Below are 20,782 nucleotides of genomic sequence, written 5' to 3'. Positions count from 1 at the left end.
ATCATCCGCCGCAGCAGGATTTATCCATGACGCCCGACATCCACATCCACACGCATGGAGCGGTGGGGCACTTGTCGCTCAATCGGCCGAAGGCGATCCACGCGTTGACGCTGGACATGTGTCGGGCAATGACGGTGGCGCTGCAGGATTGGGCAAAAAACGATGCCGTGCGGGCGATCATCCTCGACCATGCGGAGGGGCGCGGGTTCTGTGCGGGCGGCGACATTACCCTGCTGCGCCGGTCGGCATTGGAGGACGGTGGGGCAGAAGGGCGGTCGTTCTTTGCTGTCGAATATCGGCTGAACCATCTGATGTTTACCTATGACAAGCCGATCGCGGCGTTCATGGATGGTGTCACCATGGGCGGCGGCGTCGGGATCGCGTTGCCGTCGCGTTACCGCATCGCGACGGAACGGACCCGGTTCGCCATGCCCGAAACCGGGATCGGATTGATCTGTGATGTGGGCGGTGGATGGTATCTGCCGCGGCTTCCCGGCCGGTTGGGGCAGTTCATAGGACTGACCGGTGCACGTCTGGATGGCGCGGAATGCCTGTGGGCAGGGATCGCAACGCATTACATGGCGTCCGATCGATTGGCCGAAGCGAAGGCGCGGATCATTGCCGACCCCGACGATATCGGTGCCATTCTGGATGATTGCGCGCAGACCGCGCCACCGCCACGGATCGCGGGCAATATGGAACCAATCAACCGGCTGTTCGCTGCCGATGAGTACGAGACGATCCTCGATGCGCTGACCGAAGATGACGGCGAATGGGCGCAGAAGGAACTGGCCACGCTGTCGTCCAAGAGCCCGACCAGCTGCAAAGCGGTGTTGCGTCAGTTGCAGATCGGTGCCGAGGCAGCGGATTTTGCCGCGAACATGACAATGGAATATCGCGCCGCCGGACGCATCCTGACCCGGCCCGACTTTGCCGAAGGGGTGCGCGCCTTGCTGGTGGACAAGGACAATGATCCCCACTGGCAACCTGCGACGGCCGCCGGGGTAAGCACCGACGATATAGAGGCGCTGTTCGCGCCGCTGCCCGCCCAAGACGAATGGAAGCCGCTATGACCTATGAAACAATTCTTACCCATCATGATGGCGCGGTGACGCTGATCACGCTCAACCGGCCACAGGCGCTGAATGCGTTGAACACGACCGTGCTGGAAGAGCTGATCGCGGCGTTTGCGGAATTCGAGCGGGATGATGGTCAGCGATGCGCGGTGCTTACCGGCAGCGGGGAAAAGGCATTCGCCGCCGGTGCCGACATCAAGGAGATGGCCGACAAGCCCACCGCTGCGTTTTACGGCGAGGATTTCTTCGCCGGCTGGACCAGCAGGCTGGTCAAGGCGGTGCGCAAACCGTGGATCGCGGCCGTCAACGGGTTCGCCCTGGGTGGCGGGTGCGAAGTGGCGATGATGGCGGATTTCATCATCGCGTCCGACAACGCGCAATTCGGTCAACCGGAAATCAAGCTTGGCGTTGCGCCCGGCATGGGCGGATCGCAGCGGCTGACCCGCGCTGTCGGCAAGGCAAAGGCGATGGAGATGTGCCTGACCGGTCGGATGATGGACGCCGCAGAGGCGGAGCGGGCAGGGCTCGTATCTCGCGTGGTGCCGCTGGCTGAACTGATGGATGATGCCATGGCCACGGCGAGGACGGTTGCGGGCATGCCGCCACTTGCCGCGATGATGAGCAAGGAAATGGTCGACATGGCCTTTGAAACGACCCTTGACCAGGGCTTGCTCGCCGAACGGCGCATGTTCCAAGTGCTGACCGCGACCGAGGACAAGGCCGAAGGAATGGCGGCCTTTGTCGAAAAACGGCCCGGCCAGTGGAAGGGTCGCTGACATGCGGATTGCGTTTATCGGCCTTGGCAACATGGGCGGCGGGATGGCTGCAAATCTCACAGGTGCCGGGCACGAGGTGCGGGCTTTCGACCTGTCAGCCGATGCTCTTGCCAAGGCGGGGGAACAAGGCGCCATGCCATGCGCCACCATTGCAGAGGCGGTAGATGGCGCGAACGCCGTTGTCTCCATGCTTCCCAATGGAAGCATCATGCGCAGCGTCTATTTGAACGAAGTTGTCGGTCATGCGCCAGTTTCGGCAATCCTTATCGATTGTTCGACCATCGATGTCGAAACAGCGCGAGATGTCGCGGCGCAGGCAGTGGCTGCGGGATACGATATGGTGGATGCCCCGGTATCGGGCGGGATCGCGGCCGCGGCGGGTGGCACGCTGACGTTCATGGTCGGCGGAACAATGGCCGGGTTTGAAGGCGCGCGGCCGGTGCTGGAAAACATGGGGAAAGCAGTCATTCACGCAGGAGAGGCAGGCGCAGGGCAGGCAGCCAAGATCTGCAACAACATGCTGCTCGGCATCCAGATGCTCGGCACGTGCGAGGCATTTCGCCTGGCCGAACGGCTTGGCCTCGATCCGCAGAAGTTCTACGACATCGCGTCTGTCTCGTCCGGCCAGTGCTGGTCCATGACGAGCTATTGCCCGGTTCCGGGAGTTGGTCCCGACAGCCCGGCCGACCGCGACTACCAGGGCGGATTTGCGACCGCCCTGATGCTGAAGGACCTGAGCCTCGCAGTCGCGGCGGCGGACGCGGTGGAAAGCAGAACCGACATGGCCCACCTGGCGCGGGACCTGTTTGCAAGACATGACGCAGACGGCGCCGGCGCGCGCGACTTTTCTTCGATTATCCAGACATTCTAGCATGGTGGCTTTGCTGGACTGACGGCATCGCCAGCAATCCACGCGGTTTGTATGACGCGCCACTTTGTATGAGGCGCCACAGGGTTTTTGCCAAAGGGCGGGCCGGGTTGTCCGCCTGCTCCTTCAAATGGTTCGGCGCGCCCGCTGTTGCCGCTTTTCCTGCGCTTCGCCGAGGCTGGTGCCTTGTGTCACCTGACTGTCGGCGAGAACGGCACCGCGTTCGCCGGCCGGGCGGTCGGGACCTCTTGTGGAATCCATCAACGTCTGCCGCTCTGCTTCTGCGTTGAACAATGCGCCGATCAGGATGCCGTATGCGGACAGGAACAGCCACATCAGAAAGACGACAATGGCCGAAAGCGAACCATAAGTCGCGTTGTAATCCGACACATAGGCAACGTAGAGTGAGAAGCCGAACGACACCCCTATCCACAGGAAAGTCGCCAGCACTGCTCCCGGCGCCAGCCAGCGCCATTTGGCAGGGTTGCGATCAGGACCATAACGCATGATCATGGCAAAACCGGCGCTGGCCAACGCCACGGCGACAGCATAAGTCGCAAGCTTGATCAGGAATTCGATCCAGGGCCCGCCAAGCAGGACAGAGGTCTGGCGTTGCAGCCAGGTAAGGGCAGCGCCGCTGGTGACGCCGATTAGCGCAATGCCGATTGCCGCTATCGTCAACGTTGCTGCGCGCAGGGTCAGCTTCACGATGTTACGCGTCTCAAGCTCTTCATTGATGACGTTAAGCGCGCTGATCAATCCACTGGCAGCGCGCATGCCACCATAAATGGCAAAGAACAGCGCGATCACCAGCGCCAGCCCTGCCACTTCGCCACTGGTCGTGACTGCGCCAAGCAGCTGATCCTCGATGAGAGAGGCAGCATCGCTTGGCACAACCTCGACCACCGCGCGCATCTGCTTCTCGACCAGATCGACATTGCCAAGCAGACCGTAGATCATGACTGTCGCAGCGATGAGCGGGGTAATGGCAAGAAAGGTGAAGAAAGCCACGCCGCCGGCCAGCAGGGTAAGATTGTGAAATCCGGCCATGACATAGACGCGCTTCACGATCCTGATCCAGCCGGCGCGGGGAATGGAGACGGGAGATTTGGCGATTGCGCCTGGCGCGTTAATGGGCAATGGGTTCTGCTCACAAGCAGCATCTGTTGCAGGATAGTCGAGGTGGTCGGGCAAAGCGGCGGCTCTTCCTGCGATAATGACGGGATGGATGGGTTGCAGGTTACAGAAACGCAAATCGCCAGTTTTGGCAAGTGTCTCGTGGCCGGTGCATCGCTGATCGTCCTTGCGTTTGCAGGGGCGGTCGGAGCGCAGGAGCAGACAGGCGATGTGCCTGTGTCCGCAGCCGATCCTGCCGATGCAGTCGACCTTGATACGCTGCCTATCCCGCCGGCGCCTGCCGACGCCGATCTGCCGGAGGTGCCGACAATCATCTCACGGGAAGAATTGCGTGCAGCGGTGCCCGAACTTGATGCAAGGAACGATCCTGCTCTCGACGAGCCGCTGGAGACGATCGCCGAATTCGAGCAGCGGCTCGCCGATGAAGGCTTTGTCGGTCAGGATCAGGCCGGTGAAAAGGAAGGCGCTGAAAGCCTGGCTGATGGAGTATTGTCTGCGCCATTGACGCCTGCGGATGATGCAGCCCCGCTCGATGTGCCGGCGCTGGCCGATGGCGACCCGGTCGAGGAGATCGGCGATGCGCCTGTGAGGGATGCCGAACTTGTCGCTCCACTTGAGCCGATCGGCAGCTTCGAGGTGGAGCCAGTGCAGTTCGCCGAGGATGTCAATGCTTCCGAGACGCAGACGATCGCCTATGACGTGCGGCTCACTGGACTTGAGGAAGTCGATGATCTGAGCGATGCCAATCTGCGCGACATGTTTAATGATCTCTCCGTGCTGGAGGATGGCGATGGCAAGGCGCAGAACATCGCACAGATATCTGCCCGGCTGGAACAGGACGGCGAACTCATCAGCAACATCCTGGCATCGCAGGGCTGGTTCAACGCGTTTGTAACCACGCGCATCGACCGCGGCGAGCAGGACGGTGGCCAAGCTCTTGCAGCCGTGATCGAGGTGCAGCCCAACCAGCGGTATGACTTTTCCGCAATCGATGTGCAGGCAGGACCCACGCAACCCGCAGATCTGGTGCGTGACAATCTGGCGCTTGAAGTGGGCGCCCCGATTATCGCGGCGCGGGTCCTGGCCGCGGAGGCACGGGTCGCAGTGGCGTTGCCGCGCAACGGCTATCCCTTCGCGCAGGTGGGCGCGCGCGACATTCTGCTAGACCGGGATACCGCCGACGGCGTTTATACGCTCCCGGTGGAGACAGGTCCGCGGTCGGTGTTCGGCGGGATCGAAACGGCAGGCGATCTTGCGTTTGATGCCGATCACGTTGCGACACTTGCCCGGTTCGAGCGGGGCGAAGTTTACGACAGCGATCTTGTGGACGATCTGCGCCAGGCGCTGGTGGCGACGGGACTTTTCAACACCGTGACAGTCGTGCCGCAACAGACCGGAGAGGAAGCTGGCGGCGGCACGCAATATGCATCATTGCTGGTCACGCAGGATGAAGGTCCGCCGCGGACCATTGCAGGAAGCGGCGGGTACGGTACCGGACAAGGCGTGCGGGTGGAAGCGACCTGGACCCACCGCAATCTGTTCCCACCCGAAGGCGCGCTGATCGTGGGCGCGGTTGCCGGCACGAAGGAGCAGGGCGCAGGCGTCACTTTCCGCCGGTCCAATGCCGGACGCCGCGACCGGGCGTTCCAGATCGTGGGCGAAGCCTTGCACAGTGACTACGATGCTTTCGAAGCTTACACCGGGCGGCTATCGGCCCGGGTAAGCTACGATTCCACATCCATCTGGCAAAAACGCTTCACCTATGCCTATGGCGCACAATTGCTTGGCACGAACGAGCAGGATTTTGATCGCGTTGCCGGCGAACGCGTCCGGCGCACTTTCTTTATCGCAGGACTGGTCGGACAGCTCGGGTTTGATACGACCGACAGTCTGCTCGATCCCACGGACGGTTTTCGCGTCACCGCTCTGGTGGAGCCGGAGGGGTCCTTGCAGGACGGGTTCAGGGGTTATGTGCGCACCCGCCTTGACGGGAGCGCATACCGTTCGTTCGGCAGCTCGTTCGTGCTCGCCGGGCGCATTGCTGCCGGTTCCATCCAGGGCATCGACCGCTTTGCCCTGGCCCCGTCCCGGCGCTTCTATGCAGGTGGTGGCGGATCGGTGCGCGGGTTTGGCTATCAGGAGCTTGGCCCCAAGGTGCTGGAACCAAATCCCAATTTCGATCCCGAAGATCCCGATGATGAGGACGATCCGTTGCGTGTGCGCCCGATCGGCGGCCGCAGTTTCAACGAAGCAGCGGCAGAGGTGCGTTACCGCTTCGGCAATTACGGGATCGTCGCTTTTGTCGATGCCGGACAGGTATATGAAAAGAGCTTGCCGGATGCTTCGGACATTCGCTTTGGCGCCGGCATCGGCGGCAGGTTTTACACCAACTTCGGACCCTTGCGGCTGGATGTGGCGACGCCCATCAACCGGCAGGAAGGCGAAAGCAGATTTGCCGTCTATGTCTCCATCGGGCAGGCGTTCTGATGACCAACGACGCCGCTGTACAACCTGAGCTGACCGCGCCTGGTGCAGCGGAACCTGCAGCGACGACGCAGGAAAGGCCTCGCCGTCGCTGGCCGGTACAGCTTGCCAAGGGTGCCGCGATCCTGGTGGTAGGGCTTGTGTTGCTGGTGGCGCTCGTCATTTTCGGGCTTGATACGCAGCCGGGTCGCCGGCTTGTCGCAAACCAGATTGCGGGACTGACCTTTGAAAGCGGCATGAAGATCCGCATCGGCCGCATCGATGGATCGCTGTACGGCGAGATGACACTGCACGATCTCGCGGTGGCCGATCCGCGCGGAGTTTTCGTCAGGTCGCCGCAAGTCGCTGTCGACTGGCGGCCGTTCGCTTTCTTCAAAAACCACATCGATATTCGCGACCTTGCTGCACAGCGTGTCGTGCTGGAGCGGCTGCCGCAATTCAACGAGGTCGCGGATGACGGATCGCCGCTGCTGCCTGATCTCGACATCGATGTGAACTGGCTGCGCGTCGATCGCCTGATCGTGGAAGCCCCGGTCACTGGCGAACGGCGGATTGCCACTGTTGCAGGCGAAGCGCACATTGCCGACCGCCGGGCGCTGATCGATCTTAATGCCAGAACGATCGGCGAGGGCGATGCAGCGTTTGGCGATACGCTCGCGCTCAAGCTCGATGCCGTGCCGGAGCAGAACAGACTGGGCATAGCGCTCAAGCTGCAATCGCCGCAGACAGGCGTAATCACCAGCCTGGCCGGGCTCGATCAGGCAGTCATGATCGAGCTTGCGGGCCAGGGTACGTGGCAGTCATGGAACGGCACGGTTGCCGCTGACCTTGGCGGGGCGGAGTTTGCCCGGCTGAGCCTTGCCGCTCGAGATGGTACATTTGCGGTAAAAGGCCCCGTGCGTGCTGCCCGGCTGATGGAAGGACAGGTCGCAGCACTGCTTGGCGATGTCACCGATGTCGACCTTGTGGCCGACGTGCAGGACCGCCGCGCCCAGCTTGCCGGAACAATCAGCAGCGATGCGTTCCGGCTGGCGGCGAATGGCGCGGTGGATCTGGCAAACAACGCCTTTGATGCGCTGAAACTGGATTTTCTCCTGCTGCAACCTTCTGTCCTGATGCCAGATCTGCGTGGCAGCGGACTTCGTGCCGACCTCGTGCTGAACGGATCCTTTGCCACACCTGAGGTTGCCTACGCGCTTTCAGCCAGCCGCGTTGCCATCGCTGGTGTAGGGGTCGTAGGCCTTGCCGCAAATGGCAGCGCGCAAGTGAGCGCCGAGCGCATCGTCATTCCGGTGCGCGCGCGAGCAGCCCGGATCTCCGGGTTTGACAGCGTGGCTGGTGGAACGCTTGTCAATCTCAACCTGTCCGGCGACATCGCCATCAAGGACGGGCGCGTGCTGGCGGACAATCTACGCATCAGATCAAACAGGATCGATGCCGGTGTGGTCCTGCTCGCAGATTTGTCGAAAGGCACCTATTCCGGCGCCATTGACGGCAGGATCGACGATTATCGGCTGGAAAGCGTCGGCACTCTGAACATCGGGGCGGATGTTGATTTTCAGACGAGCGCAAGCGGCGTTGCGCTGGCGGGCAAGGTTCGCGCGCGGTCGACCAGGCTGGCAAATGACAGCGTGCGCGATTTCCTGGGCGGCAATGCGGTGGGATCGGCCACGATACGCTACACGCCTGACGGTCTGGTCCGCTTTTCCGCTCTCAGGCTGGAGGCGCCGCTTGCCCGCATTGTCAGCGGCAGTGGCAGCTATCGGCCGGGCGGACAGATCATGCTCAACGCTGATGCGATCACCAATGCCTATGGACGGGTGGGAGTGCGTGTTGCCGGTACGATCGCCAATCCGCGCGCCCGTGTTACTGCCGAGCGCCCCGGTCTTGGCATCGGCCTTGCCAATGTTACGGCGCAGATAAACGGCACCGGCAACGCAGGCTACCGCCTCGATCTGGCCGCTGACACCGATTATGGTCCTCTCACCGCCGACGTGGTGCTGGGCACGGGGGAGGCCCTCACTCTCGACATCAATACGGCCAATCTGGGCGGCATCGATTTTGCAGGATCCCTGCGGCAAACTGCGTCGGGCCCCTTCGCTGGCCGTCTGACGGCAAATGGACGCGGGTTGGCAGGAGTGGTGCGGCTCGCGGCGACAGATGGCGTGCAGGAAGCGCTGTTCAACCTGCGCGCTCGCGATGCACAGCTCGATGGTCCTGCCGACCTGGCCATTGGCTCTGCCAAGATCGATGGGCGTGTCGTTCTTTATGAACTGCCCTATGTGGTAGCCGATGTGCAATTGGCGCAGGCGCGTTATGGCGGCTTCGATATTGCCGCAGCGCGCGCGCTCATCAATTATCGTGACGGGCGGGGGCAGGCCAAATTGCTTGTGGAAGGTGCACGAGGCGCGCCTTTCCGCATTGCGGGCAATCTCGATCTTCAGCCGCAGCTTTGGCGTGCGGCGATCGAGGGCCGCACGCGTGGTGTCACGTTCCGCACTGTCAATCCTGCGCGGATCATTCCCGGTGAGGATGGGTACGAATTGCTGCCCACCAAGATTGATCTGGGCAAGGGCAGCATCCGGCTGGCCGGCACCTATGGAGAAGGGTTGAAAGTCCAGAGCAGGCTCGATGCGCTTGATCTTGCCATCATCAACAGCTTCGTACCCGAAGGGCTGGGCATCGGCGGGACCGCGACGGGAAGTCTCGACTTTGCGCAGAGCAGCGCGGCGGCATTTCCGCGTGCCGATGCACGGATGACCATCAGGAACTTCACGCGCAGCACCGCTGCCCTGATCAGCAATCCTGTGGACATCAACTTTGTTGGCAAGCTGCTGAATGATGGCGGCGAAGCGCGTGCGGTTCTGCGGCGACGCGGCACCGCGATCGGCCGGATGGTGGCATCGCTCCGACCCTTGCCGCCGGGCGCAGGCCCTTGGACGCAGCGCCTGCTCGGCGCGCCGCTTTCAGGCGGTATCCGGTACAACGGCCCTGCCGATACGCTGTTTTCGTTCAGCGGCCTAGCGGATCAGCAATTTGCCGGACCGATCGGTATCGCAGCGGATTTTTCGGGTCGCCTGTCTGCTCCGCAGCTTAATGGCGTGGTGCGGGCAAACAGCCTCACCTACGAGAACCTGACTTACGGTACCCGGCTGACCGACATGTCCGTACAAGCGCGGTTCGACGGCAGCCGGCTTGAGGTGCAACGCCTGCAAGCCCGTGCCGGCAGCGGCGAGGTGAGCGCCAGCGGATCGGTCAGCCTGTCTGCCGAAAGCGGTTATCCCATCGACATCGCCGTCACGCTCGACGACGCGCGGCTTGCCCGCAGCGAGATGATCAGCGCCAGCGCGACCGGTCAGATGCGCCTTTCCAAAAATCCGGGCGAAACAGCCCTGCTCTCGGGAGAGTTGCGGCTTCCCGAAGCGCGGTACGAAATCATCCGGCAGGCAGCTGCCGAGGTCCCGCAGCTTACCGGCGTTCGGTTCAAAAAGAGGCGCGCCGCTGCCCGGATCACTGGCGACGAGTTGCCAGACCGCAGTGCCGGCGTATTCACGCTGCTCAGGCTTGATATTGACCTGAAGGCAAATGAGCAGCTTTATGTCTCGGGCATGGGACTGGAATCGGAGTGGAGTGCTGATCTCGGCATTGGCGGCACCAGCGCACAGCCGACCCTGGCAGGCGAAATAGAGCTCATTCGCGGCACGCTCGGATTTGCAGGGCGTTCTTTCGAACTCACCGATGGTCGTATCAACTTCACTGGCGGTCAGGCCATCGATCCAACCATTCGCATCAGTGCGAGCGACGACATTGAGGATGTAACCGTCAACATCAATGTGACCGGTCGTGCGTTTGACCCGCAGATTGCCTTTTCATCGACCCCCGGGCTGCCCGAAGACGAAATCGTGTCCCGTATTCTGTTTGGCAGCTCCATTGGTAATCTGTCCACCATCCAGGCGGTGCAGCTTGCCGCGTCGCTCAATTCCCTGCGTGGTTCGGGAGGCGGGCTGAACCCGCTTGGCACATTGCGCACGGTAGCAGGTATTGACCGGCTGCGAATTCTCGGCGCAGACGAACAGAACGGGCGCGGCACTGCTCTCGCGGCCGGCGAATACATCACCGACGATATCTATGTAGAGATCATCACCGATGCCAAGGGGTTCACCGCAACCCAGCTGGAAATCAGCCTGACGCCAGCGCTTTCCATTCTCACGCAGGCCGGCGGATCGGGAGACACCGATTTCAACATCCGCTACCGGAAGAATTATTGATGCGAGCCCTGCTGCTCATCGCACTTGCATTCACGACAGCCTGTCAGCAGGAACCGAACTTCGACGAACGGTTCCGCGCCGCGCAGGGCAAGGTTGGCCAGACAGCGCAGGAGATCGATGCGCAGATCCTCGCCCGGCAGAAAGCTCAGGCAGGGGCGGCAAGCTCGGCTGAGGGCGCAGCTTTGACCAGTGACGCAGTACCGGCCAGTGACGCAGTACCAGACAGCGACCCCGCACCCTTCAGCGACGAACCGCCGGCAGCGCGGCAGCCTTGAGGGAGCAGCGCCTTGCGCCGGTCAGCGTTCGGACAGCCGCGGCATCAGCTCGACAAAATTGCAGGGCCGGTTGCGGCTGTCGAGCTGTTCGGCAAGGATGCCGTCCCATCCATCCCTGACTGCCCCGTTCGATCCGGGCAGTGCAAAGATGTAGGTCGATTTTGCCAGCACTGCACATGCGCGCGACTGTACCGTGCTGGTGCCGATTGTCTGGTAACTGAGCCAGCGGAACAGCTCACCAAAGCCGGAAATCTCCTTGGTTTTTACGCGGTCCAGCGCCTCAGGTGTCACATCGCGGCCGGTCAGACCGGTTCCACCAGTGATCACGACGGCGTCCACATCAGCGCGGTCGATCCAATCCTGCAGCCGCGCTGCAATTGCGTCTGTATCATCCTTGAGGATCGTGCGGTCGGCAAGCGCATGACCGGCATCCGCAATGCGTTGGGCAAGGATGTCTCCCGACGTGTCTTCGGCCAACCCGCGGGTATCCGATACCGTGAGCAACGCCAGCCGGATGGGGATGAAGCGGCGGGTTTCGTCAACCGCCATGGTCGTATCCCACAGACAGCACCGGCTTGCCATGCATGGCAAATGCACCACTGCCGGTAACGCTTGGAAAATGCGGCCACAGGTTTTGCGCCAAGGCGTTACGTGATAGCCCGATAGTGTTCTGCTGGCGTTGGTACATCCAGTAATTACGGGTCACAATGGCGACATAGGCGCGGGTTTCCCAATAGGGGATCGATTCCATGTACAGCAGCGGATCGCCGGCATCGCGCACCTCGGTGTTCCAGCGCGTGATGGGGGCAAGCCCGGCGTTGTACGCCGCCATTATCTTGGGCAGCAGGCCCTGCGTACCGGCAGCGTCGCGCAGCATTTCCAGATTGCGCTGCCCGAACGCCATGTTGGTGGCCGGGTCGGCCAGATCGACCTGCAGTGCGTCCATTCCCAACGAGGGCGCGTGCTGGCGCACCGTAATGGGCGTGATCTGCATGAGGCCGACTGCATTTGCCGGGCTGATCGCATCGGCACGGAAATTCGATTCCTGCAGCGTGTGCGCATAGGCAAGGGCGGGGTCCACTTTCCAGCCGGCAAGCGGTTGCCATTTGGCGGCCGGGTAGCGCGTCGCCGGATCGGCGCGCGCGTCGCGAGGAGCATTGTAGGCCATGTAAAGCTGTGTTGCCGGCAACTGCAGAGCGCGGGCCAGCCGCGACAATGCCGGATATTGCTCTGGGTCGCCGATGCGCGCCTGATGGCGCAGCACCTCGTCTGCCAGAGCCTCACGTCCAATTTCCACCAGCGCTATGGCGGTGCGCACATTGGCTTGCCCCGATAGCTGGCGCCAGTCCGCTGCTGTGAAAGGCTGTCCGGACGAACTTTGTGGCAACGTCATGTTGAGCTGTTCTGCCGCCAGCATGCCGTATAGCGTTTCATCAAGCTGTGCTGCGGACCGCAGCGCCGGCGCGGCTGCTTCGGGTTGCCGGCAGCGGACAAGCGCGCGGCTGTGCCAGTAATGGGCAGCGGCGAGCAGTTCGTCATTCGTGGTGTCTCGGACAGCGCGGGCAAAACCGTCACCTGCCAATTCGCAATCGCCCAGCCGCCAGGCGGCCAGTCCTGCAACCCAATAGCCTTCGCCGATCCATGGACCTGCGCCGCCTGCGCCGACCTGTCGCGCCAGCGAAAGCGCGTTGGCATCGTCATTTTCTATGTAGTAGCTCCAGGCAACACGCTGGCGCCATTCAGCCCTGGCCTGCGGGGTGAGTACGGCATCGATGCCATCGAGCAGGATATGCGCACCTGCCGGGTCGTCGTTCTTGATGCGCTCAAGGATGGCCGCAGAAAGTTCAGGAGGCATGGAGCCGTCATTGCCTGCAGGTGGACGGTTACGTTTTGCCGGTGCACGCAAGGGAACGAGCCGCCGGGCTCCGCGCAGGTTCGGCATTGTTGCAAGCCCGCGCTTTACCGCAAGCCGGCCGATCTGCTCCGCCTGCGGCAGATCGCTTCCCACGGCCAGCCAGCGCGAAAGCGTGTCGAGATCGATCGCGGGGCTGTCGGGATGAAGATAGTAACGGGCAAGCGCCAGCTGGTGCAGCGGGTCGCCCTGCACGGATTGCAGCAGGGCTGTGACATTGCCCCAGTCCTGCGCGTCGATGCGGCTAAACACATCGGCATAGAACGCGCGCTGGGCAGCATCGAGCTGTGCCGGAACATTTTGTCGGGGTGCTGTGTCGGTCTGGGCTGTCGTCGTCCCGGCAGAAGCAGGCTGGCAGGTCAGACCGGCCAGTGGCAGGATTGCCGCAACAAGCAGCGCGCGCGCCTTGATCATGATGTCTCCCTTTAACCTGCGCTCTGCTGCCCGTGCGATGTGCCACAATCCTGAAAGCGTGCGCCGCGCGGGTCAAGCATCAAGATGAGAATGCCAGCCACCGTTCCCACCAGCTTCGCTTCAGAGCGGGTCGCCGGCGAATGGCCGCAAGCGGGTAGCCGCCGAGCACGGGGACCTGCAAATCATGCGACGGACCACCAGGTGACACAGCGCCAACGCCGTTCCTGTCAAGCATTTCCGGGGCAAGCAGCGTCATCACCTCGCGTCCGAATACCCACAGCCGGCGCGGCGCGGCAAGCATCAGATGATGGCGCAGCACCGCACCAAGCTGCGTCTGCGCCAGCGCCTCCCAGTCTGCCGCTGGTGTATGACGCGGCAGGACAGAAGCCACGTAGACTTCGTCACGTCGCAGCCCGCAGGCCTGCAGCATGGCATTCAGCATGGCGCCATCATCATTGCTCAACAATCTGTCAGTATCGTCACGTTCGGGGTCAGCGACCAGCACCATGATGGCAGCCTTGGCCGGACCGGCTGGCGGAACGCGCCGCCCCCGACTGGTGTCAAGGCCTGGCTCGGCAAGCCACCATGGTGCAAATTCGGCAAGCGTGACAGGCCACCGTGCCGGATCGCCACCGATCGGCAATGCCACAACACCATCGCGTTCACCAGGCAGTGTGCGCCGGTGCTCTTGTGGTCGGGTTCTGGTGCTGCGTTCGCTGGTCAGGCGCTGCGGAGCAGCAGGAGGTGCTGCGTCTGCGCCGCCGTGCTGTGGGGATGCCCAGTCGAGCGGCTGGTCGACGAAATCCAGGTCCACGCCTGCAAGGCGCCACCAATCTGCCGTGCTGGCAAGCAGCGCGTGCATGGAGCCCGGATCAGGATCTGATGACTGGGTGATGTACGTTCATCCTGCTTGGCGTCTGTGAACCTGTTGGCTTGCAAGAGCGCTGGCCGCAACACATATCGGGAGAATTGGGCAAGATCGAGCAGGCCGGGTCGGGTGTGGGTTCGTTACATTACAGCCGGCAACGGCGTCTGGGCAAATCCTTGTCACGATCCTGCCGGTCTTGACTTTAACCGGCAATGACCGTGTATGCACACCGGTCATGGCTGGTGTCGAAATGTAACGAACGGGCGCGCGATCCAGCCGCTGAAGGAAGCATTGACATGAGCGAACGCGAATCCATGCCTTATGATGTCGTCATTGTCGGCGGCGGTGTTGCCGGTCTGTCGGCCGCGATCCGGTTGAAACAGGTCAATGAGGCACTTGAGGTTTGCGTTCTTGAAAAAGGCTCCGAGATCGGTGCGCATATCCTGTCGGGTGCGGTCGTCGATCCGCGCGCACTTGATGAGCTGCTTCCGACATGGCGCGACGACGGCTGCCCGATGGCCGAAGTGCCGGTCACGGATAATTGGCACTGGGTGCTGACCAAGGGCAAGAAGACCGGCCTGCCGCATGCCATGATGCCGCCGCTCCTGTCCAACAAGGGCAATTACACAGGCAGCCTCGGCAATCTGTCGCGCTGGCTTGGCGAACAGGCAGAGGCGCTGGGCGTGGAAATTTTTCCCGGCTTTGCCGCTTCCGAAGTGCTGTATGACGAACATGGCGCGGTGCGCGGTGTTGCGACCGGTGACATGGGCGTGGCGGCTGATGGCACGCACAAGGCAGATTATGCGCAAGGCATGGAACTGCACGCCAAATACACGCTGTTTGCCGAAGGCGTGCGCGGTTCGCTGACCAAGCAGTTGAAAGCGCGCTTCGACCTTGAGGCGGACTGCGAACCGCAGGTTTATGGCCTCGGCATCAAGGAATTGTGGGACATCGACCCTGCCAAGCACGTGCCTGGTCGGGTCGTGCATACACAAGGCTGGCCCCTGACCGAATCGGGCAGCTGGGGCGGCGGGTTCATCTATCATCAGGCCAACAATCAGGTCGCGATCGGCTTTGTCACCGCGCTCGATTACAAGAACCCCTATGTGCATCCGTTCGAGGAGTTCCAGCGCTGGAAGCAGCACCCGGACATTCGCCCCCTGCTCGAAGGCGGCAAGCGCGTCTCCTACGGTGCGCGCGCGATCAATGAAGGCGGCTGGCAGTCAGTGCCCAAGCTCGGTTTTCCGGGCGGCGCGCTGATCGGTTGTTCGGCAGGGTTCGTGAACGTTCCGCGCATCAAGGGCAGCCACACCGCGATGAAGTCGGGCATGCTGGCGGCAGAGGCGCTGGCTGACGCGCTTGCGGCGGGACGCGAGCACGATGAAGTCTGGCAGTATGAAGCCAATCTGCGCGCAAGCTGGATCGCGGATGAATTGATCAAGGTGCAGAATGCAGAGCCTGCCGTGGCGAAGTTCGGCGGCACCTTGGGCACGATCGTGGCAGGCGCGGATATGTGGATGCGCACGCTGAAGATCGGTCTGCCGGTGCGGATGCGCCATCATCGCGACTGCGACCAGTTGCAGCGGGCCGACAAGTTCACGCCAATCGTCTATCCCAAGCCCGACAATGTGATCAGCTTCGACAGATTGTCGTCGGTATTCCTGTCCAACACCAATCATGCCGAGGATCAGCCCTGCCATTTGCAGCTGAAGGATCCCGATGTTCCGGTCGCAATCAACCTGCCGGTGTTCGCCGGGCCAGCTGCGCGCTACTGTCCGGCAGGAGTTTATGAATATGTCGGCGTCGAGGAGGGCGATCCCAAATTCGTCATCAACGCGCAGAACTGCGTCCATTGCAAGACCTGCGACATAAAGGATCCGACGCAGAACATCAACTGGGTCACGCCCGAAGGCGGCGGCGGGCCCAACTACCCCAACATGTAAGGGTGCCGCCAATTGGCGCTTGCCGAAACTGCTTATGCCAAGATCAACCTCGCGCTGCATGTCCGCAAGCGGCGCGAGGATGGCTATCACGAGCTTGAGACGCTGTTCGCCTTCGTCGATGACGGTGACCGGCTGACCGTCAGCCGCAGCCATGCGGATCGGCTGACAGTGACAGGCGAGTTTGCTCCGGCCTTGACCGATCCGTTCGGCAATATCGTGGCGCAGGCATTGACGACATTGCCGCGGGGTCAAGGCTGGCACGTCACGCTCGACAAGCGCCTGCCGGTCGCTGCCGGTTTGGGTGGCGGATCCGCCGACGCAGGCGCCATTTTCCGTATTGTGCGCGATCAGGGTGGCTTGCCGGAACGCTGGAGGGCCAAGGCAGCGCGGCTGGGCGCCGATGTGCCAGCCTGCGTGGAAAGCCGCACGTGCATCGGGCGCGGCAACGGTGCCGAACTTGAACCTGCGCCTGACGATCTGGCGGGCACCCATGTATTGCTGGTCAATCCTCGCGCCGCCCTGTCCACCGCCGAGGTGTTCGCCGCGTGGGAGCCTCATGATGCCGGCGGCTTGACCAAAGGCGATGCACGTCACATCGCCACGCACGGGCGCAACGACCTTCAGGATGCAGCAGTGCGTCTGTGCCCCGCAATTGACGACGTGCTCGCCCGCCTGCGGCAAACGGGCGCGTGGCTCGTCCGCATGTCGGGTTCAGGGGCGACGTGCTTTGCCCTGTTCGATGATGCAGAAGCCTGCCGCGATGCTGCGAAGCATCTGCGCGCATGCGAACCCCAATGGTGGCAGATGGCGGGGCGGCTGCGATGAGCATGGCGTTGTTCAGGCAGATCGGCACGCCTCGTCATGGCGGCATCGTGCTGGTTGCCGATCACGCGGGTAATGCAGTGCCTGACGACATGGCGCTTGGTATCGCGCCTGAACTGCTTGAACGCCATATTGGCATCGACATCGGTGTGGCGGGCGTTGCCGAACGCATGGCCCGCTTCCATGAAATTCCTGCGCATCTGGCATGTCTCTCCCGGTTGATCGTGGATCTGCACCGGGAGGAGGATCATGAAAAGCTGATCCCCACCCACAGCGATGGTCATGTCATCCCCGGCAACATCGGCGCGGACCGGACCATGCGGATCGCGCGGTTCTACCATCCCTATCATGAGGCGCTGGCCAGATGGCTGGAGCAGGCGCAACCATCGCTCATCATCTCGCTGCACAGCTTTACGCCCGAACTTGCCAGCAATCCTGCCGAAACGCGCCCGTGGGAGGTAGGACTTTTGTACAATCGCAATGAAGCCCCGGCCAGACGCGCGATCCGTCTGTTCGAAGCGCAGGGGCTGACCGTGGGCGACAACCAGCCTTATTCCGGCAAGCTGCTCAACGCGACTATGAACCGCCATGCCGAGGCACATGGCCGCGACTATCTCGCTATCGAGGTGCGGCAGGACCAGATTGCAACCGCTGCGGGGCAGCAGCGCTGGGCAAGGCTGATTGCAGAAGTTGCCAACGGGGTTGCCTTGCGTCCGGCGTGACGGCAGGACCGACAGGTTGCGCCCGCTGCGGTAAAGCTGTGGACGCGGATCCATGTTCAATGCCGGAGCCTTTGCCATGACCGCCCGTTTCGACAAGTCCCGTCTGCCCAGCCGCCATGTGTCCGTCGGGCCGGATCGGGCACCGCATCGCAGCTATTATTACGCCATGGGTCTGACCGAAGAGGAAATTGCCCGACCGTTCGTCGGCATCGCGTCGGCCGGCAATGATTCCGCGCCGTGCAACACCACGCTCGATTTCCAGGCCGATATCTGCCGCCAGGGTGTGATCGACAATGGCGGTATGCCACGCCGGTTCAACACCATCACCGTAACCGACGGCATCGCCATGGGCCACCAGGGCATGAAAAGCTCGCTCGTCAGCCGCGAAGTCATCGCCGATTCGGTCGAACTGTCGGTGCGTGGCCATTGCTATGATGCGCTCGTCACCTTTGCCGGGTGTGACAAATCGCTTCCGGGCATGATGATGGCAATGCTGCGGCTGAATGTGCCGTCAATCTTTGTCTATGGCGGATCGATCCTGCCGGGCCGGTTTCACGATCATGATGTGACCGTTGTCGACGTGTTCGAGGCGGTCGGCCAATATGCCAGCGGCAACTGCCCGCTGTCGCAGTTGCAAGCTCTGGAAAAGGTTGCCTGCCCGGGCCATGGTGCATGCGGGGGGCAGTTCACCGCCAACACCATGGCCTGCGTCGGCGAGGCGATCGGCCTGTCGCTGCCCAACAGCAACATGGCGCCCGCACCATACCGGTCGCGTGAGGAAATCGCTGTTGCGGCCGGGCATCAGGTCATGAACCTGCTGGAAAAGAATATCCGCCCGCGCGATATCTGCACCCGGGCCGCGTTTGAAAACGCTGCACGCGTGGTGGCGGCAACAGGCGGCTCCACCAATGCGGCGCTGCATCTGCCGGCGATGGCGCATGAATGCGGGATCGCGTTCGATCTGTTCGACGTCGCCGAGATCTTCAAATCCACGCCCTATATCGCCGATCTGAAGCCGGGTGGACAATATGTAGCCAAGGACATGCATGACGCAGGCGGCGTTTACATGTTGATGAAGACCATGCTGGACGGTGGGTTCCTCGACCCTGAACCGATGACAGTGACGGGCCGCACCTTGGGGGAGAACATCGACGAAGTCGTGTGGAACCCTGACCAGAAGGTGATCTACGACATTCGCACTCCGATCACGCCAACCGGCGGCGTCGTGGGATTGAAAGGCAGCCTTGCCCCCGATGGCGCCATCGTCAAGGTCGCGGGGATGGACCGGCTGCAATTCACCGGCCCAGCGCGCGTGTTCGATTGCGAGGAAGACGCGTTTGCCGCGGTGGAGAGCCGCGACATTGCCGAAGGCAGCGTCATCGTCATTCGCTACGAAGGGCCGAAGGGCGGGCCGGGCATGCGGGAAATGTTGTCCACGACCGCGGCGCTTTATGGCCAGGGCATGGGCGAAAAGGTTGCGCTCATCACCGATGGCCGGTTTTCCGGGGCGACCCGCGGCTTCTGCATTGGTCATGTCGGACCGGAAGCCGCAGAAGGGGGACCCATTGCGTTGGTGGAGAACGGCGACAGCATCGCCATTGATGCTGCGGCCGGGACCATCGACCTGTTGGTGGAGGCAGGCGTGCTGGACCAGCGCCGCGCTGCATGGAGCCCGCGCGGGAATGATTACAATGCCGGTGCGATCTGGCGATTCGCCCAGAATGTCGGCCCGGCTGCCAAAGGTGCGGTGACACATCCCGGCGGGGCGGCAGAATCGCATGTCTATGCCGACATCTGATCGGCACGCCGCACGCCAACAGGTGTTGAGTGTGGCGCAGATGCGCAGCGCGGAACAGCAATTGATCGACAGCGGCACCGATGTGCACACATTGATGCAGCGGGCGGGGCGCGGCGCGGCGGAATACGTGCGGCGCATGGCAGCAGGCGCGTCAGTCACGGTTTTGTGCGGCCCCGGCAACAATGGCGGAGACGGCTATGTCATCGCGCAGGCGCTGCGCGAGGCAGGCAATCAGGTTCGCGTAGTCGCCGCGATGCCGCCTGCAACCGATGCGGCGCAGCGGGCGGCTGCTCTTTATGCAGGGCCGGTGGTGCAGGACGGTGATGCGACCGGCGCGCTGCTGGTGGATTGCCTGTTCGGCAGCGGGCTGAACCGGCCTCTCGAAAGTGACCTGCACACGCTGCTGACGAGGCTTTCGGCAGGCCATGACCGGCTCGTGGCAATTGATCTGCCCAGTGGCATCGACGCGGACAGCGGGGCCTTGTTGACAGACCACCTGCCGCAAGCCGCGCTATGCCTTGCACTGGGTGCGTGGAAGCCGGCGCATTTCCTGATGCCGGCAATTGCGCATTGGCGGACGATGCGGCTGGTCGATATTGGGATCACGCTGCAGGAAAGCATCGCATCGATTATTGTTAAGCCGCAGCTTTGCACTCCGGCCATGGACGCGCACAAATACACCCGCGGGCTTGTTGTGGTAGTCGCCGGGCGGATGAGCGGGGCAGGTCTGCTGGCGGCACAAGCAGCGATGCATGCCGGTGCCGGCTATGTAAAGCTGCTGGCTGCAGAACGCATGATCGCGCCGCCTGCCGATCTGGTGACAATGGACACTTCGAGCGATAGCTCTCTGGGCGAGCAGATCGACGACGAACGGATCAGTGCGCTGGTGACGGGGCCGGGATTGGGACGCGATGCGCACGCGCGCGGACGGTTGAAGCAGGCGCTTACCGCTGATCGTCCGACCGTGCTTGACGCAGACGGGCTGACGATCCTTGCACCAGAAATGTTGCGCCGTCGCACAGCGCCGCTGATCGTGACCCCTCATGCTGGCGAGATGCAGGCGCTGGAACACCGCTTTGACGTTGACGGAGGCTGTACAAAACCGGCTCGTGCGCTTGAGGTGGCGCGGGCATTGAACGCGGTGGTTGTTTTCAAGGGAGCGGACACCGTGGTTGCCGCGCCTGACGGCCGCATTGCCCATGCTCCGCCTGCGTCTGGCTGGCTTTCTGCCGCTGGCACCGGTGACGTGCTGGCCGGGATTGTCGCAGCCCGTCTGGCCGTCACCGGCGATCCCTGGAAGGCTGCGGTACAAGGAGTGTGGCTGCATGGCGAAGCGGCGCGTATATGCGGACCTGCATTCACCGCCGGCACGCTGGCGCACAAGGTGCAAGACGCGCTCGCCTGCGCACTGTAAAGAGA

General features: G+C 62.5%; 15 protein-coding genes. 11 read left to right on the top strand and 4 right to left on the bottom strand.

What is annotated here, in order from left to right; translation table 11 throughout:
- Positions 1-26 precede the first annotated feature (26 nt).
- The 3 genes from RM533_RS03805 to mmsB are packed head-to-tail and all read left to right on the top strand — an operon-like array spanning position 27 to position 2,723.
- Entirely contained in the window at positions 27-1,073 is a 1,047-nt protein-coding gene (locus RM533_RS03805) for an enoyl-CoA hydratase/isomerase family protein (protein WP_311339878.1), read from the top strand.
- Positions 1,070-1,852: an enoyl-CoA hydratase-related protein gene (locus RM533_RS03800; RefSeq protein WP_311339877.1), complete on the top strand. Its 783-nt coding sequence runs from the start codon at positions 1,070-1,072 to the stop codon at positions 1,850-1,852. The genes RM533_RS03805 and RM533_RS03800 overlap by 4 nt, the downstream gene beginning before the upstream one ends.
- A complete protein-coding gene (gene mmsB, locus RM533_RS03795; RefSeq protein WP_349254668.1) occupies positions 1,815-2,723 on the top strand; it encodes a 3-hydroxyisobutyrate dehydrogenase in 909 nt (302 codons plus the stop codon). Before RM533_RS03800 ends, mmsB begins: the two co-directional genes overlap by 38 nt.
- 123 nt (positions 2,724-2,846) lie before the next feature.
- Here mmsB and RM533_RS03790 read toward each other — a convergent pair whose 3' ends face one another.
- Positions 2,847-3,860 carry a YihY/virulence factor BrkB family protein gene (locus RM533_RS03790; RefSeq protein WP_311339875.1) on the bottom strand — a complete coding sequence of 338 codons (1,014 nt, stop codon included), beginning with the start codon at positions 3,858-3,860 and terminating at the stop codon, positions 2,847-2,849.
- Positions 3,861-3,944: 84 nt separating this feature from the next.
- On the opposite strand from RM533_RS03790, the gene RM533_RS03785 reads away from it, so the two are divergent.
- From RM533_RS03785 to RM533_RS03775, 3 genes are read left to right on the top strand one after another with little or no spacing between them, the layout of a single operon-like run.
- Positions 3,945-6,344 (top strand): autotransporter assembly complex protein TamA, encoded by a 2,400-nt coding sequence (locus tag RM533_RS03785; protein WP_432265030.1) that lies wholly within the window; start codon positions 3,945-3,947, stop codon positions 6,342-6,344.
- Positions 6,344-10,609, top strand: coding sequence for a translocation/assembly module TamB domain-containing protein (locus RM533_RS03780; protein WP_311339873.1), 4,266 nt, complete (start codon positions 6,344-6,346; stop codon positions 10,607-10,609). Before RM533_RS03785 ends, RM533_RS03780 begins: the two co-directional genes overlap by 1 nt.
- A complete protein-coding gene (locus tag RM533_RS03775) occupies positions 10,609-10,884 on the top strand; it encodes a hypothetical protein (RefSeq protein ID WP_311339872.1) in 276 nt (91 codons plus the stop codon). The genes RM533_RS03780 and RM533_RS03775 overlap by 1 nt, the downstream gene beginning before the upstream one ends.
- A 21-nt stretch (positions 10,885-10,905) precedes the next feature.
- Here the strand turns inward: RM533_RS03775 and moaB are convergent, their stop codons facing one another.
- From moaB to RM533_RS03760, 3 genes are all read right to left on the bottom strand, one after another.
- Positions 10,906-11,433, bottom strand: a complete 528-nt coding sequence (gene moaB / locus RM533_RS03770) for a molybdenum cofactor biosynthesis protein B (RefSeq protein WP_311339871.1) — start codon at positions 11,431-11,433, stop codon at positions 10,906-10,908.
- On the bottom strand, positions 11,423-13,210 hold the full coding sequence (locus RM533_RS03765) for a lytic transglycosylase domain-containing protein (protein ID WP_311339870.1): 1,788 nt from the start codon (positions 13,208-13,210) through the stop codon (positions 11,423-11,425). The genes moaB and RM533_RS03765 overlap by 11 nt, the downstream gene beginning before the upstream one ends.
- 79 nt (positions 13,211-13,289) lie before the next feature.
- On the bottom strand, positions 13,290-14,024 hold the full coding sequence (locus RM533_RS03760) for a uracil-DNA glycosylase family protein (RefSeq protein ID WP_311339869.1): 735 nt from the start codon (positions 14,022-14,024) through the stop codon (positions 13,290-13,292).
- A 350-nt stretch (positions 14,025-14,374) separates the two neighbouring features.
- Between RM533_RS03760 and RM533_RS03755 the strand changes: the two genes are divergently transcribed.
- The 5 genes from RM533_RS03755 (at position 14,375) to RM533_RS03735 (ending at position 20,777) form a co-directional block, all read left to right on the top strand.
- The gene (locus tag RM533_RS03755; RefSeq protein ID WP_311339868.1) at positions 14,375-16,021 is read left to right on the top strand and encodes an electron transfer flavoprotein-ubiquinone oxidoreductase; all 1,647 of its coding nucleotides are present in this window, start codon (positions 14,375-14,377) and stop codon (positions 16,019-16,021) included.
- Between the two features lie 12 nt (positions 16,022-16,033).
- A complete protein-coding gene (locus RM533_RS03750; RefSeq protein WP_311339867.1) occupies positions 16,034-16,846 on the top strand; it encodes a 4-(cytidine 5'-diphospho)-2-C-methyl-D-erythritol kinase in 813 nt (270 codons plus the stop codon).
- Complete coding sequence (locus RM533_RS03745; RefSeq protein WP_311339866.1) at positions 16,804-17,565, top strand: N-formylglutamate amidohydrolase; 762 nt, start codon at positions 16,804-16,806, stop codon at positions 17,563-17,565. Before RM533_RS03750 ends, RM533_RS03745 begins: the two co-directional genes overlap by 43 nt.
- Before the next feature lie 76 nt (positions 17,566-17,641).
- Positions 17,642-19,363 (top strand): dihydroxy-acid dehydratase, encoded by a 1,722-nt coding sequence (gene ilvD, locus RM533_RS03740; RefSeq protein WP_311340159.1) that lies wholly within the window; start codon positions 17,642-17,644, stop codon positions 19,361-19,363.
- 31 nt (positions 19,364-19,394) lie between these two features.
- Positions 19,395-20,777 carry an NAD(P)H-hydrate dehydratase gene (locus RM533_RS03735; protein ID WP_311339865.1) on the top strand — a complete coding sequence of 461 codons (1,383 nt, stop codon included), beginning with the start codon at positions 19,395-19,397 and terminating at the stop codon, positions 20,775-20,777.
- The last annotated feature ends 5 nt before the right edge of the window (positions 20,778-20,782 follow it).

This window comes from Croceicoccus esteveae (genome assembly GCF_031846435.1).
In the GTDB taxonomy this organism is placed as follows: domain Bacteria; phylum Pseudomonadota; class Alphaproteobacteria; order Sphingomonadales; family Sphingomonadaceae; genus Croceicoccus; species Croceicoccus esteveae.
The sequence above is the reverse complement of the archived record's forward strand: the minus strand, read 5'-3'. Positions and strand labels throughout refer to the sequence as shown.